13 protein-coding genes and 2 rRNA genes are annotated in these 15,410 nt (G+C 50.4%); 1 reads left to right on the top strand and 14 read right to left on the bottom strand.

The genetic code is table 11. The annotated features are described in order from the left end of the window. The 4 genes from gltX to BLQ82_RS28650 all read right to left on the bottom strand — a co-directional run bounded on the left by gltX (position 1) and on the right by BLQ82_RS28650 (position 3,882). Positions 1-1,464 (bottom strand): glutamate--tRNA ligase, encoded by a 1,464-nt coding sequence (gltX, locus tag BLQ82_RS28665; protein WP_062520321.1) that lies wholly within the window; start codon positions 1,462-1,464, stop codon positions 1-3. A gap of 50 nt (positions 1,465-1,514) precedes the next feature. Then, positions 1,515-2,003 carry a 2-C-methyl-D-erythritol 2,4-cyclodiphosphate synthase gene (ispF, locus tag BLQ82_RS28660; RefSeq protein ID WP_062520319.1) on the bottom strand — a complete coding sequence of 163 codons (489 nt, stop codon included), beginning with the start codon at positions 2,001-2,003 and terminating at the stop codon, positions 1,515-1,517. Further along, positions 2,000-2,698 (bottom strand): 2-C-methyl-D-erythritol 4-phosphate cytidylyltransferase, encoded by a 699-nt coding sequence (ispD, locus tag BLQ82_RS28655; protein WP_062520317.1) that lies wholly within the window; start codon positions 2,696-2,698, stop codon positions 2,000-2,002. Before ispD ends, ispF begins: the two co-directional genes overlap by 4 nt. Before the next feature lie 95 nt (positions 2,699-2,793). Beyond that, positions 2,794-3,882, bottom strand: a complete 1,089-nt coding sequence (locus BLQ82_RS28650) for a PIN/TRAM domain-containing protein (RefSeq protein ID WP_062520315.1) — start codon at positions 3,880-3,882, stop codon at positions 2,794-2,796. Positions 3,883-4,097: 215 nt separating this feature from the next. Between BLQ82_RS28650 and BLQ82_RS28645 the strand changes: the two genes are divergently transcribed. After that, positions 4,098-4,493 carry a nucleoside triphosphate pyrophosphohydrolase family protein gene (locus BLQ82_RS28645; protein WP_025706608.1) on the top strand — a complete coding sequence of 132 codons (396 nt, stop codon included), beginning with the start codon at positions 4,098-4,100 and terminating at the stop codon, positions 4,491-4,493. Between the two features lie 146 nt (positions 4,494-4,639). Here BLQ82_RS28645 and pssA read toward each other — a convergent pair whose 3' ends face one another. From pssA to BLQ82_RS28595, 10 genes are all read right to left on the bottom strand, one after another. Further along, positions 4,640-5,377, bottom strand: coding sequence for a CDP-diacylglycerol--serine O-phosphatidyltransferase (gene pssA / locus BLQ82_RS28640; protein ID WP_062520313.1), 738 nt, complete (start codon positions 5,375-5,377; stop codon positions 4,640-4,642). A 64-nt stretch (positions 5,378-5,441) separates the two neighbouring features. Next, the gene (disA, locus tag BLQ82_RS28635) at positions 5,442-6,509 is read right to left on the bottom strand and encodes a DNA integrity scanning diadenylate cyclase DisA (protein ID WP_020427098.1); all 1,068 of its coding nucleotides are present in this window, start codon (positions 6,507-6,509) and stop codon (positions 5,442-5,444) included. Between the two features lie 13 nt (positions 6,510-6,522). Continuing rightward, on the bottom strand, positions 6,523-7,890 hold the full coding sequence (radA, locus tag BLQ82_RS28630) for a DNA repair protein RadA (protein ID WP_039832588.1): 1,368 nt from the start codon (positions 7,888-7,890) through the stop codon (positions 6,523-6,525). A gap of 243 nt (positions 7,891-8,133) precedes the next feature. Further along, on the bottom strand, positions 8,134-10,602 hold the full coding sequence (clpC, locus tag BLQ82_RS28625; RefSeq protein ID WP_062520312.1) for an ATP-dependent protease ATP-binding subunit ClpC: 2,469 nt from the start codon (positions 10,600-10,602) through the stop codon (positions 8,134-8,136). Positions 10,603-10,638: 36 nt separating this feature from the next. Further along, on the bottom strand, positions 10,639-11,703 hold the full coding sequence (gene mcsB / locus BLQ82_RS28620; RefSeq protein WP_062520310.1) for a protein-arginine kinase McsB: 1,065 nt from the start codon (positions 11,701-11,703) through the stop codon (positions 10,639-10,641). Between the two features lie 28 nt (positions 11,704-11,731). Beyond that, complete coding sequence (gene mcsA / locus BLQ82_RS28615; RefSeq protein WP_062520308.1) at positions 11,732-12,256, bottom strand: protein-arginine kinase activator protein McsA; 525 nt, start codon at positions 12,254-12,256, stop codon at positions 11,732-11,734. Between the two features lie 29 nt (positions 12,257-12,285). Further along, positions 12,286-12,747: a CtsR family transcriptional regulator gene (locus BLQ82_RS28610; protein ID WP_020427103.1), complete on the bottom strand. Its 462-nt coding sequence runs from the start codon at positions 12,745-12,747 to the stop codon at positions 12,286-12,288. A gap of 432 nt (positions 12,748-13,179) precedes the next feature. Then, positions 13,180-14,352, bottom strand: coding sequence for a GNAT family N-acetyltransferase (locus tag BLQ82_RS28605; RefSeq protein WP_062520306.1), 1,173 nt, complete (start codon positions 14,350-14,352; stop codon positions 13,180-13,182). 417 nt (positions 14,353-14,769) lie between these two features. Beyond that, a 5S ribosomal RNA gene (rrf, locus tag BLQ82_RS28600) occupies positions 14,770-14,886 on the bottom strand. A 208-nt stretch (positions 14,887-15,094) separates the two neighbouring features. Then, positions 15,095-15,410, bottom strand: a 23S ribosomal RNA gene (locus BLQ82_RS28595); the annotation flags it as partial.

Raw genomic sequence — 15,410 nt, 5'->3', positions numbered from 1 at the left:
TTAAGCCCCTTTGATCTGCGATTTCAGACGTTCAATGACCCGGCTTCGGCCAAGCAGCACTATGGTCGCGTTCAAATCACGGCCATGCGTTTGTCCGGTTAAAGCGACACGAATCGGCATAAACAGCGCTTTGCCCTTATGCCCGGTCTCTTTCTGCACTTCCTTGATCAGAACAGCCATGTTGCCGGCAGTAAAATCATCAGTGGCTTCCACTTTGGCCAGGAAAGCGGACAGGACCTCAGGAACCTGGCTTTCGGCCAAGATCTGGGAGGCCTCCGTTTCAAGCTCTACGTGGCTGCGGAAAAACAGCTCTGACAGCTCCACGATATTCGACGCGGAAGTCATCTGCTCCTGGTACAGAGCAACCAGACTTTCCGCCCAAGCCTGCTGTTCCTCATTCAACGATTCCGGCAATCTTCCGGCTTTTTGCAGATGGGGAATAGCCAAAGCCGCGATCCGCTTCGGATCGGCATGTTTGATATAGTGGTTGTTCAAATGCGCAAGCTTATTCGTGTCAAATACAGCCGGACTCTTAGAGAGACGGTTTGCGGTGAAGATGGAGATCAGCTCTTCCTTGCTGAAAATCTCCTCCTCGCCTTCCGGCGACCAGCCCAGCAGAGCAATGAAGTTGAACAGTGCTTCCGGCAAATAGCCGAGCTGATCATACTGCTCGATGAACTGGATAATGGATTCGTTGCGTTTGCTCAGCTTCTTGTGGTCATCACCGACAATCAGTGTCATATGGCCAAACAGCGGCGCTTCCCAGCCAAGGGCTTCATAAATCATCAACTGGCGGGGGGTATTGGAGATATGGTCTTCTCCACGCAGGACATGGCTTATTTCCATCAGATGGTCATCCACTGCCACCGCGAAGTTATAGGTCGGTATTCCATCCTTCTTCACAATGACAAAGTCGCCCATTTCTTTGCTATTAAAAGAAATGCTGCCCTTTACGATATCATCAAAGGTATAAGTGCGGTCCTCCGGCACACGGAAACGGATGCTTGCAATGCGTCCTTCCGCTTCATACGCCTTCTGCTGCTCCTCGGTCAGATTCCGGTGCTTGCCGGAATAACGCGGAGTCTCGCCGCGTGCAGCCTGCTCTTCACGTTCCGCTTCCAGCTCTTCTTCGGTGCAGTAGCACCGGTATGCAAGACCACGGTCAAGCAGCTCCTGCCAGTATATGCGGTACAGATCCAAACGTTCAGTCTGGCGGTAAGGTCCATATTCACCACCGACATCCACGCTTTCATCCCAATCCATTCCCAGCCACTTCAAATATTTGAGCTGGCTTTCTTCTCCCTCAGCAATGTTGCGCTTTACGTCCGTATCTTCGATCCGGATAATGAATTTGCCGCCCAGATTACGGGCGAACAGATAATTGAACAATGCCGTTCTGGCATTTCCGATATGTAAATGTCCCGTAGGGCTTGGTGCGTAGCGCACCCGGACTTGATCTGCCATGTCAATCCCTCCGCTTCATAATGGTTAAAATTAGGCAACGTGCAGCCATCTCAAGATGATATCACATCTTGGAGCAGACAGACAATAGATTGTGCCGCAATTCCTTCTCCGCGTCCGGTGAAGCCAAGCTGCTCGGTGGTGGTTGCTTTTACATTCACCTTCGATGTCTCGGCACCCAGTACATTCGCGATAATCTCGGTCATTTGCGGGATATAAGGTGCCATCTTCGGCTTCTGGGCAATAATCGTGGAGTCGATATTTCCGAGCTTATAGCCGCGCTCACGGGCAAGTGCCCACACCTGCTCCAGCAGCTTCAGACTGTCCGCATCCTTGAACGCCGGGTCGGTATCGGGAAAATGCCTGCCGATATCGCCAAGCCCCAGCGCGCCCAGAATGGCATCGCTCACCGCGTGCAGCAGCACATCGGCATCGGAATGTCCAAGCAATCCTTTTTCATAGGGTATGGTGACACCGCCAATAATGCATGGCCTTCCTTCCACTAACTGGTGTACATCGAAACCTTGTCCTACAGCAATCATGTTTGTACCTCTCCCCTGCTTCTTTGTGTAAATTCTGCAAAATCAAGATCCTCCGGTGTGGTAATCTTAATGTTGGCGTAACTCCCCTCCACAACAGCAACCGGAATACCGCTGCGCTCCGCCAGACTGGAATCATCGGTGCCGAGAAATCCGTCGCGCTCTGCCGATTCATACGCCGCAAGCAGCTCGGACAGACGAAAAGTCTGCGGGGTCTGAATCGCCCACAGACTTCGCCGATCCGGTGTAGACAGCACTTTGCCATCCTTGTCCACCTGCTTGATCGTATCTTTTACCGGTACAGCAAGCACTGAGGCACCAATCTCCCTGGCAAGCTCATAGCAGGCTGTGATTTCGTTAATCTGCACAAACGGACGGACTCCATCATGCACCATTACCCAGGCTGTCTGAAGATGTCTCAGCCCCCTATGCACGGAATGCTGGCGTTCGGAGCCCCCGGTTACTACAGATATCACTTTGTCGAGTCTGTAGGTCTTAACCCACTCCCGGCAGCGGTCCACATCTTCTTTGCCCGTAACCAGTACGATTTGAGAGATCAGCGGATGCCGCTGAAATACCTCCAGGGTATGCACGATAATAGGTTTCCCCTGCAGCAGCAAATACTGCTTGCTCTCTACAGTCCCCATTCTTGTTCCTCTGCCTGCCGCCACGATCACGGCGCCTACACTGTTTGACATTCTGCCCTTCTCCTGTCTGCACGTATACCCCCATCATAACGTGTTTGACGGCTATTTCCAACCCGCTGGAGCAGCTTTCACAGTCCCGGAACTGTTTATTGCGCTTTTTCCATCAGCTTTGGCTTGGCAAAGATCATGCGTCCCGCCGAAGTTTGCAGCACACTGGTGACCAGAACCTCCATGGTTGTACCGATATATTCACGCCCGCCTTCAACCACAATCATGGTTCCGTCATCCAAATAGGCAACGCCCTGACCATGCTCCTTGCCATCCTTGATCACTTGCACGATAATCTCTTCACCAGGGAGAACCACCGGCTTCACCGCATTGGCCAGATCATTAATATTAAGAACCGACACTCCCTGCAGTTCACATACCTTATTCAGGTTAAAATCATTGGTTACCACCTTGCCGCGCAGTACTTTTGCCAGCTTCACCAGCTTGCTGTCCACTTCAGAGATTTCCTCAAAATCACCTTCGTAGATCAGGACCTTCACATCCAGCTCTTTTTGGATTTTGTTCAGGATATCCAGCCCGCGCCGCCCGCGGTTGCGTTTCAGCAGATCCGAAGAATCGGCAATATGCTGCAGCTCCTCCAGAACGAATTCCGGGATTACGATGGTTCCTTCAATAAATCCCGTTTTGCAGATATCGGCAATCCGCCCGTCAATAATGACGCTTGTATCCAGAATCTTGTGTTCTTCCAGCCCGCGGCCTTCCGGCTCCGGTGCTTGTCCCCAGCGGCCGGTTGTCCACAGCGAAGCCAGCTCCTCTTTCTTTTCCAGCCCAATACGCAGCCCCATATACCCGAACGTAAGCGTAGCAGCCACCTGCAGCAGTTCTCCTGCCTTTCCAAGCCAGGCCATTGCAGGATACAACAGCAGGGATAACAAAAGCCCTCCCGTAAGCCCAGCTGCACCTGCAGCCAGTTCATTCATCGGGATGCGCGAATAATACTGCACCGTTTCCCGCAGTTTCGAACCTCCCCACTCCGCGCATAAAGTCCCCGCAAACAAAAAAATAATGGCACCCAGCACCGCAAACAAAATACTGCCCTGCACGGGCAAGCTGTCTCCCAGTTTATCCATTCCTGCCGGGAATCCTCTTTCTGCCGCATGGTATAGCGTATACCCTGACCAAGCTCCGCATACTGCGGCAAGCATTAAAATTAATTTTTTCCACATACCCTTAGGCACCTCCTTTTATTCATCCAAAAATGATCTGTTCCTCACCAGTATGTTCCATTTTTTGGGACAATAATCCGTGAGCCTGTTATTTTTTCTGACAAGAGACAGCAACTGCAGTAAAAAGATAACCGGAAACTTCTATTATTTGGTTGAAAACAGGGGAGGGCCTGACATATAATGAACTCAATTACGAACCCAGGGGTGAATGGATAATGAGCGCACCAAGTTTACAGGCCTTCCAGGATCAAGTCTCCGAACTGCTGCTCCGTCACCGTAGTCTTCTGGATGTAATGTCCAAAAACGGGCAGAGCAGCGCTTCCGTCAATCGTGCAGTCGTCAAAGCCATTACCGAATGCGGCTGTATTCAGCTGCACGCCAAGAAGCAGGTATTTGAGCCCGGTTTGGGGCTTGAACAAGCCAAGGAACTTGCAGGGACTCATCTTCAAGGGGAATTGTGTGAGAACTGCCGTGAGGTGGTGGCCTCGGAGCTGGGACGCGAGCTGTTCTATATGTCTGCCCTCTGCAATTTGCTTGACATTAATATGGACGAGGTTGTAGAAAAGGAATCGCAAAAATGCGCCACGCTAGGATTGTTTAATTTCTCCTGATCCGCTTGATGCGCTCTTTTTTCTCCACAATCCAAAAAGGCTTCGCCATCCACTGATCCCAGGGAACGGCAAAGCCTTTTTTGCGTTTGCATATTTGTTAAAAAACCTAATAATAACGGTGAATCTCTCTGCCTTGCAGCAGCTGATTATCCATTCTTGGATTGATATACTTTATCTTCTGCGCGGCGTCTGCGGCGGTGGCGGCGGCGGGCCGTCAGCCGGTCGATATTTTGCTTAAATCCATACAGCGCATATAACGCAAGCAGTACAAAAATCACCTTGGAGATTTGCTCCGGAAAAATCACGGCAACCGCAACCGCGATCACAATTACTACAGGTGAGCCGACAACTGCCTTTTTGGGCAGGCCAACCTTTTTGAAATTCGGATATTTAACCGTGCTGACCATGAGATAGGACAACAACAGCGTAGCAACAATCATATATGGAGCCGATACATCTTTATGAAAAAGCGCCAATGTAGCCAGCACCCCACCCGCAGCCGGAATCGGAAGCCCTACAAAATATCCCGGAATGCCGGGGCGGACATTAAAACGGGCCAAACGAAGCGCACCGAATACCGGAAAAATTGCCGTTACGGTCCAGCCTAATGCAGAATTCAAATCCTGTAAGCTTGTAATATACATGATTAGAGCCGGCGCTACTCCAAACGAAACGACATCGGATAAAGAGTCCAGCTCCTTGCCAAATTCACTTTCGCATTTCAGCGCCCGCGCAACACGACCGTCCAGCCCGTCTAACAGCATAGCGATAATCACCATGATAGCGGCCATGCTCAGTTTACCGTCAAACGCCATCATGATACCAAACATCCCAAGCATTAAGTTACCAATGGTAAATAAACTCGGAATTGATTTTTGTATCATTTCTTCACCTCTGTTTTCTTACTGTGAGCCATTAAGTCTTCAATATTACGTGATTGTATGTTATTTACATTTGCCTGTCAATAAGAACTTGCTTCTGCAGCCGTTTCAGTCCGTCCTGAATATTGCGGGCGCGCACTTCTCCGATGCCATCCACCTCATCCAATTCGGCGATGCTCGCCGTCATCAGGTTAGGCAGCATTTCAAACCGTTCAACCAGATTGTGGATGATCACATTCGGCAGCCGCGGAATTTTGTTCAGCAGACGATATCCGCGCGGCGTCACCACTTCCTCAGAAGAAATCGCCGTAGAAGAATACCCGAGCAAACGGGCAATATGATTATCATCCATCAGGTCATCATCGCTGGTGCGTTTGAGTCCGGCGATTATTTCGCGGATTTTGTCCTCCTGCTCCTCTCTGGCATAGTCTCTGTACAGAAGCCATGCTTCTTCCTCTGTATTTCCAACCAGTTCTTCCATTTGCATACTGATAAGACGCCCTTCATTACCAAGCTCATTGATATAGCGCTTGATCTCCATCTTAATCCGCAGCACCATTTCCACACGTTGAATCACTCCGACTACCTCAGCTACAGTGACAATCCCCTCATACTCTGAAGCCGACAGATTGGTCAGACTCTGCGTGAGCACGGCTCTATATTTTTCCAGCGTTTGAATCGCCTGATTGGCCTTGGCCAGGATCGATCCGATTTCTTTGAGCGCATACCGGATGGAGCCCTGATAGAGCGTGATGATATTCCGCCGCTGGGAGATGGAAACAACAAGCTTGCCTGTCTGCTTGGCAACACGCTCGGCTGTCCGGTGCCGGATGCCTGTCTCGATAGAGGAGATGGAGGAATCAGGAATCAGCTGTGTATTCGCATAGAGAATCCGCTTCAAATCTTCGCTTAATATAATCGCGCCGTCCATTTTGGCCAGCTCATATAAATAATTGGGCGAAAAATCACAGTTAATGGAAAAACCGCCATCTACAACCTCCATCACTTCAGGACTATATCCGACAACAATAAGCGCGCCTGTCTTCGCGCGAAGCACATTCTCCAGGCCTTCCCGGAAGGGTGTTCCCGGCGCCGCCATTCTGAGCAGGTCATTCATATTTTCTAATTCCTTCATTGTTCAGTGCCCCCTAATCTAACGCGACCGCTAGTGCATCTGCTACGGTGCTGACGCCAATAATCTGGATATCCTGCGGATGCTTCCAGCCTTTCATGCTTTTTTCGGGCATTATGACTCTCCGGAAGCCCAGCTTAGCAGCCTCCTTGACGCGTGTCTCCGCACGGGAAACCCCTCTCACTTCTCCAGTAAGTCCAACTTCGCCAAAAAAAACATCGTAAGGCTTTGTCGATATATCACGGAAGCTGGAAGCAATACTGACGGCAACCGCCAGATCAATGGCTGGTTCATCCAGCTTCACCCCGCCAGCAACATTGAGGTAAGCATCCTGGTTCTGCAGAAACATCCCCATCCGCTTCTCGAGTACCGCAATAATAAGTGCCATTCTTTGATGATCCATGCCCGTGCACATCCGCCGCGGGGAAGGGAAATGGGTGGCGGCTACCAGCGCCTGAAGCTCGACAAGCACGGGTCTGGTGCCCTCCATACTGGCAACAACGGCTGATCCGGCTACTCCCAGCGGGCGCTCCGACAAAAAGAGCTCGGAGGGATTCTCCACCTCGGTAAGCCCGATTTCCCCCATCTCAAAAATACCAATCTCATTAGTGGAACCAAACCGGTTCTTGACCGCTCGCAGCAACCGGTATGTGTGATGCCGCTCCCCTTCAAAATAGAGCACACAATCGACCATATGCTCCAGCATTCGCGGTCCGGCAATAGCCCCCTCTTTGGTCACATGCCCTACCAGAACCGTGGCAATTCCGCGAATTTTGGCAATCCGCATGAACCTTGTTGTACATTCCCGGACCTGCGTCACACTGCCGGGTGCGCTTGTCACTTCCGGCATAAATACGGTCTGAATAGAGTCAATGACAAGAAACTGGGGCTGGATCTGTTCAATGGCTTCTTCAATGCTCTCCATATTTGTCTCACACAGCACATACAGCTCTGCCGACAGCGCCCCGAGGCGGTCTGCACGCAGCTTTGTCTGCCGGACTGACTCTTCTCCTGAAATATACAATACACGCAATCCCTGGGTGGTCAGCGCATGGGAGGTCTGCAGCAGGAGCGTCGATTTACCGATCCCCGGATCACCGCCTACCAGCACCAGCGAGCCGGGCACAATGCCTCCCCCAAGCACACGGTTAAGCTCACCAATGCCTGTCAGGATACGCGGCTCCTTATCACTTTCTATATTTATGATCGATTGCGCCTTTTCTTTACTCTGAAAAATCGGTGCAGTCATCCCTTGTGTTTTAACTACGCTTTCCGTCTCTTCCACCATGGAATTCCATGCCTGGCAGCCGGGACATTTACCGAACCACTTCGGCGATTCGTAGCCGCATTCGGTGCAGAAAAATTTCGTTTTTGGTTTAGCCATGTGTGCTCCTATCAGTCCAAACTTACTAAAATTGCGGATAATTTACTCATACTCAAAGTTTACCATTTCTGCACACTGAACGGAAGGTCACTTATGATCTACTTTTTTACAATCTTCCTCATTAACGTGCCTGAAATACCGCTCAATTAAACATCGGTATTTAATGCGAATTATATTATAATTCAAAAAAGCTCCCGCTCCTCTATACGGAGGAGCGGGAGCTTTGTTTCAAATACGCAGCTGTTATTCGGTTCCAACCTCTTTTTCCGGAGTGACTGCTACCGGCGGTTCCACTGTGGTTACCACAAGCTCACCGTTAACTTCATCAATCTTGAGGGAATCCCCTTTCTTGATGTTGCCCTTCAGCAGCTCTTCGGACAGACGGTCTTCGATATGCTTCTGAATGGCCCGGCGCAGTGGACGGGCACCAAAGGCAGGATCGTAGCCTTCTTTGGCCAGGAAGGCCTTGGCACCATCTGTAAGCATAAAGTCCACATCATATTCACGCAGCCGCTTGCGCAATTCATCGGACATGAGCGTGACGATTTCGGCAATATGCTTTTCTTCTAGGGAGTGGAAGACGATGATTTCGTCAATACGGTTCAGGAACTCAGGGCGGAAGCTCTTCTTGAGCTCTTCCATGACTTTTCCCTTCATGTTATTGTAATCCGCTCCTGCATCCTGCACAGCTGTAAATCCAAGCGTCGAATTCTTCTTGATTGCCTGTGCCCCAACATTGGAGGTCAGAATGATCAGAGTGTTGCGGAAGTCGACTACACGGCCTTTGGAATCAGTCAAGCGGCCGTCTTCCAGCACCTGCAGCAGGATATTGAATACCTCCGGATGTGCCTTCTCAATTTCGTCCAGGAGCACTACAGAATAGGGCTTGCGGCGGACCTTCTCGGTCAATTGTCCGCCTTCTTCATAACCGACATACCCTGGAGGCGCCCCGACCAGACGGGAAGTGGAATGCTTCTCCATGTACTCGGACATATCGATACGGACCACCGCGTTTTCATCACCGAACATAGCTTCGGCAAGCGCACGGGCCAGCTCGGTTTTACCTACCCCGGTTGGTCCGAGGAAGATGAAGGAACCCATTGGACGTTTAGGGTCTTTAAGACCTGCACGCGCCCGGCGCAGTGCCCGGCTGACAGCCTTCACTGCTTCATCCTGACCAATGACACGTTCATGGAGCAGGGCTTCCATGTTCAGCAGGCGGTCGGTTTCTTCTTCCTTCAGCTTGCTGACAGGAATACCTGTCCAGCTGGCAACCACTTGAGCAATATCCTCTGGCGTTACTTGGGAATCGGTACGTCCCTGTTTTTCTTTCCATTGGTTTTTGGTAGTATCCAGTTCCTCACGGATTTTCTGTTCGGTATCGCGCAGTGCAGCTGCTTTCTCGAACTCTTGGCTCTGCACAGCGGAATCCTTTTCCTTGCGGATATCGTCCAGACGCATTTCCAGTTCCTTCAGATTTGGCGGGATGGTGTAAGAGTTGAGTCTTACCTTGGAACCTGCTTCATCAATCAGGTCAATCGCCTTATCCGGCAGGAAGCGGTCAGGGATGTAGCGGTCGGACAGCTTCACCGCTTCCACGATAGCTTCATCTGTAATCTTCACCCGGTGATGGGCTTCATAGCGGTCACGCAGACCGTAGAGAATTTGCACAGCTTCTTCCGGAGAAGGCTGATCCACCGTGATCGGCTGGAACCGGCGCTCCAACGCTGCATCCTTCTCAATATATTTGCGGTATTCATCCAGCGTGGTCGCCCCAATGCATTGCAGCTCTCCACGGGCGAGTGCAGGCTTCAGAATATTGGAAGCATCAATGGCGCCTTCCGCACCGCCTGCGCCGATCAGGGTGTGCAACTCATCAATGAAGAGTACAATATTCCCCGCCTGGCGAATCTCATCCATAATTTTTTTGAGGCGGTCTTCGAACTCACCGCGGTATTTCGTACCGGCAACCACAGAACCCATGTCCAGGGTCATTACGCGTTTGTCCCGCAGAGTTTCCGGAATTTCGTTGTTAATGATTTTCTGTGCCAAACCTTCAGCGATCGCTGTTTTACCAACCCCAGGTTCACCAATCAGCACCGGATTGTTTTTGGTCCGGCGGCTGAGCACTTGAATTACACGCTCAATCTCCTTGCTGCGGCCAATGACCGGATCAAGGTTGCCGTCTTTGGCATAAGCGGTCAAGTCACGGGCCAGACCATCCAGTGTAGGCGTGCTGACATTGGCAGGTGCACCGCTGTGGCTCGAAGTAGCTTCGCTGCTGCCCAGAAGCTGAAGAACCTGCTGGCGGGCTTTATTCAGGCTGATTCCGAGGTTATTAAGTACACGGGCGGCTACGCCCTCGCCTTCACGGATCAGTCCGAGCAGAATATGCTCTGTTCCGACATAAGTGTGGCCCAGCTTACGGGCTTCATCCATTGACAGTTCGATCACCTTTTTGGCACGAGGAGTATAAGCAATGTTTGTAGGCTGTTCTTGTCCCCGGCCGATCAGTGTTTCCACTTCGTCCTGGATTTTCTCAAGACCCAGACCCAGACCAATCAAAGCTTTGGCGGCAATGCCGTCTCCTTCACGAATCAGTCCGAGCAAAATATGTTCTGTCCCAATGTTGTTGTGTCCCAAACGAACGGCTTCTTCCTGCGCCAGTGCGAGCACCTTTTGTGCGCGTTCCGTAAATCTTCCAAACATCATATCCCCTGCACCTCCACGGATAATAAATATCTATAATTAATGTTGTGATCCCAGTGTCTCCCGGAGCAGCTTCGCCCGGTACATATCGCATTCGGTGGCCGTCATCTCGTCTCCGAACATTTTTTGCAGAAAGCCCGGCTGTGTCTTCACATTCAGCTCGTTGAGCACTGAAATCGGCGGTCCTTCCAGAATTCCAAGATCGACTCCCAGTCTCAGGTCAGAGAGCCGCTGTGCGGACTCCTTCAGCTCCATCACCGCTGCATAAGACAAAATCCCGTAGGAACGTTTGATTCTGTCCGTAATCCGCAGAGCCGAATCGGCCAGCAGACGCTCCCGAGCATTGCGTTCATGTTCAATAATCTGGGTGACTACGCTGTGCAGATTCTCAATAATCTCATTTTCAGTCTGCCCCAGCGTGATTTGGTTGGAAATCTGAAAGATGTTCCCTACCGCTTCGCTGCCTTCACCGTAAATTCCTCTTACTGTGAGTCCCACCTGATTCACTGCGGATAAAATCCGGTTGATCTGGTGAGTCATGACAAGTGCGGGTAAATGCACCATCACCGATGCCCGCAGCCCTGTGCCCACATTAGTGGGACAACTGGTCAAATACCCTCTTCGATCATCAAAGGCGTAATTGACCGAGCCCTCAAAAATATCATCAATGGCTGTCGCCCTTACCCAAGCCTCTCTAACCTGCAGACCAGGGAACAGGCACTGAATGCGCAGATGGTCTTCTTCATTAATCATAATGCTGACCGACTCATCCTCGTTCAGGATCACTGCACCGCCCCGGGAGTCATTGGCCAGATTAGGGCTGATGAGGTGCTTCTCCACAAGCACTTTTTTGTCCAGCTCATCGAGCTCATCCAGCTTCAGCAGTTGAAAGCTGCCGAAATTTGCAGCTGCTTCCCCTTGAAAAACCGGAGCAAGCTGCTCCAGCACCTCTTCCGACTGCTCTGCCGAAGCCAGCAAAGGGAAGGGAAGATGCTCCAGATTGCGGGCGATCCGCATCCGGCTGCTGATGACAATCTCGGAATGACTGCCGCCGCAGCGCATCCATTCACTAAGGGCTTGTTCGGTAAACCGGAGACTTGACATGGCTTATCCCCCCTATATATCAAAGACTTTACTCTTGTGGCATTTCTTTTTCAAGTTTTCGGATCTGGTCCCTCAGCTCAGCTGCGGTCTCAAACTCCTCATCTGCAATACTCTGCTGGAGCTCCTGCTTCAGCTCATCAATTTTGCGTTTGCACATGATCTGTGCTCCGGCACGTTTGGGAAGCTTGCCGACATGAGCGGTGCTCCCATGCACCCGTCTGAAGAGCGGATCGAGCGTGCTGTCAAAATACTTATAGCAGGAGCTGCAGCCAAAACGCCCAAGCTTGCTGAACTGGGAGTAAGTCATGCCGCAATTCTCACATCGCAGACCCTGTACAGTCTGGGCCGCTGCATTTTTTTCCTTGCCGGCTCCCTCCAGGTCCAAGAGACCCGACAGCAGGCTGTGAATAGAGAACCCTCCGGCAGTTCCGGGAATTAGCTCCCCTTTCTCACGCGCACAGCTTTCACAAATATGAAACTCCGTCTTCTCCCCATTTACAATCTTGGTAAAATGGAGTGTCGCCGGTTTGACCCCGCATTCCTGGCAAAGCATAAGCGGTGTCCCTCCTTCAAATTTGACCGTTATTTGCCCAATAAGGAGATTAGCATGGCCTTCATTAGCTTGGCACGAATCTCATCCCGGTACGGCAGATTAACCGTCAGGCATTCCCGGGAAACAGCGGCGCGCATGAGACACGCTTCACGCTTGGTTAGAAACCGGGCCTCCTCCAGCTGATAAATCAGTCCTTCGGCGGAATTTTGATCGATATCCTTCCCTATTGTAGAATTGAGATGGGCGTACAATGCCACATTCTGCGGAAGCTCGAAACGCTGAATCCGAATGTAGCCTCCGCCGCCGCGCTTGCTCTCAACTACATAGCCCTTTTCCAAAGTAAAACGTGTACTGATGACATAATTGATCTGAGACGGTACGCATGAGAACTGGTCCGCCAGGTCATTGCGCTGAATTTCCACCGTACCTTCGGGACTTTCATGCAAAATATTCTTCAGATATTGTTCGATAATATCGGAGATATTACGCATCACTCATCCTCCAGTGTTCAAAGCTTATAGTACCTCTTGCTTGTGCTTACATCCGGTAATGATCTCTAAGAACTTAACCCAAGGGCAATAGCCCGAATCGGGGTGAACCCGGGGTTAAGCTTCATACGGCATCAAACCGGAGGTATACCAAAAAAGCCATTCATGAAGAGCCTGCCGCCATTGTTGTTGCCTTTCATCAGAAAACTGATTGTGAGCTGCGTTGACTTTGACTTTCTTTGACTTTTTTCATATTATAACACATTCTCACTGAATTCCAAGGGGTTGCTTTTATTTTTTACTTTTTTGGCCCATTGTATTCCGTTCTTCCTCAACTAAGAGGCAACTAAAGCGGTCCGCAGTGAAATTAGCATGGTCTATTGTAAAAAGCTCCCCTGCCTCTTCTCGAAGCCGGGAGAGCCCTAAACTGCAGGATCAGAAAAAATCAAACAATGCCGTTTTGGCTTGGGGAATAACCGTCTCTAGCCAATCTAAGTCAGCTGAGCCTCCAGTTAGCTGTCCATACTTCGCCAGTTCCACAGGACGTTTGTACCCCAGCAGCATCACAGTAAGTGTACCAATGGTGCAGCTCAAATCAGCAGCGGCCTTCTCACCCTCCAGACGTTCTAAAGTTGCCGTCCCCTCCGCAGTCACACTCCATTGCCACAATCCGCTGTTCCAAGGGGCATGCTCATCTTCAATATAGAGAGTTCTACTCTCAAGGCTGTTGTGGCTCCGGAAGGTAAAATTCTCTATAAAGGTCCGCGCATTCACAATCCGTGCCATAAAGTATGGATAATTCTCCTGCGCGACCCGCGGGTCCGGGAGCAAATAAGGAAGGATATCATCTGAAGGCACCAGCTTGAGCGAAGCTCCGGTAACCATGGAATCGTGATTGGCCAGAAATGTCCACAAGCCTCTGCGCGCCTGTTCGTTCATAAAGATAAATTCATCAATAACCAGTTCATTGTTTTCTATTTTATACAGCACATAGCCTTCCGGCTCACCAAGCTCTGAGTAAAAAACACAATGATGCATGTCCGCATCCAATACTCTTTGCTTCCACCACTCCTGATCACGCTGCAGGGTTCCATTGTATTCAGCGGCAAATCGGCTATACAGCCCTTCCAGTATTTCGAGAGCGGCAGAATCACGTTTTACACTGCCCTGAATTTCAGTTTTCCGCGGGAATTTGTCCACAGGAATAGAATACTTCTTATACTCACAGTAGACCTCCCAGCCGAACTTACGGTAAAAGGGGATCAAAAACGGATGCAGAAAAGACAATGTCTGTCCCGACTCGTTCATCGTTTGCAGCGTATGTGATAATAGCTTGGCCACAAGCCCCTGCCTGCGGTTCTCCGGCCATGTGGATACTCCGGCTATTCCACCCATAGGAAATACTTTGCCTTGTATGTAGACCTGAAGCGGAAGTAAGGTCAATTGAGCACCCAGCACCCCGTCCTCAAAGACACCCCATACTCTTTCATGTCTGAACTTCTGTCTGGCTTCAGCTCTGTCTTCATCCGCAACCTTATATTTAAAAGCATATTCGGACAAGCTCAAGCCCGCTTCAAACTCCTCAGAATGCAATTGCCTGATTTCCACTTCCGCTCACCTCATCAAAGTTAGTATTAGTACTCTCTACGTGAGTATAGCAAGCAAAACGCCTCAGCGCTATTCTGCCGGAGAAAAACAGAATCTCTACAAGTTATCCACAGATAAAACACAAAACAATTCACGTTCAAACGGTTTTATACATGTACGAAAAAGTTATCCACTATTTCCAGAACATTATCCACATAATCCACTTTTTATCCACAAAAACCGTGAATTACTAGGGTTTCCTCTTGACTCCTCCACATTCTTATGCTTTTTAGCAGGAGGTTTGGTGTATAGATTGCTTACTGTAATTGTATCCACATGTGTGCAACTTTTCTGAAGTTGCTGAAAATTATCCACAGCTTTTCCACAACCCTGCACAACGCAAAAAAGCCACTGTCAGTAACTCAACAGTGGTTGTCCGCTTGGCGGCGTCCTACTCTCCCAGGACCCTTCGGTCCAAGTACCATCGGCGCTGGAGGGCTTAACGGTCGTGTTCGGGATGGGTACGCGTGGAACCCCTCCGCTATCGCCACCAAACGTGATTTTTGCGCTGATTTTACTTCCGCAGAATCGCTTCAGCAAAATATCAGTCCCTATAAAGGACATACAGCTTAAAATCGTTCAGGGTCTTGCTCCCTGAAAACTGAATCCGAAACGAAAATGGCGTTTGCCCTTCTTACGGGGCCCCCGGAAGGTACTCGGAATCGGCTTCGTCAGCCTCTTCTTCACTTTGTGGGGTATTTTTTTGGATAAGCCCTCGACCGATTAGTATTGGTCAGCTCCACACGTTGCCGTGCTTCCACCTCCAACCTATCTACCTCGTCGTCTTCAAGGGGTCTTACATACTGGGAAATCTCATCTTGAGGGGGGCTTCACGCTTAGATGCTTTCAGCGCTTATCCCGTCCGTACGTAGCTACCCAGCCATGCTCCTGGCGGAACAACTGGTGCACCAGCGGTACGTCCATCCCGGTCCTCTCGTACTAAGGACAGCTCCTCTCAAATTTCCTGCGCCCACGACAGATAGGGACCGAACTGTCTCACGACGTTCTGAACCCAGCTC

This window comes from Paenibacillus jilunlii (assembly GCF_900102965.1).
Lineage (GTDB): Bacteria > Bacillota > Bacilli > Paenibacillales > Paenibacillaceae > Paenibacillus_AQ > Paenibacillus_AQ jilunlii.
Note: the sequence above shows the minus strand (reverse complement) of the source record. Positions and strands in the feature narration are given on the sequence as shown.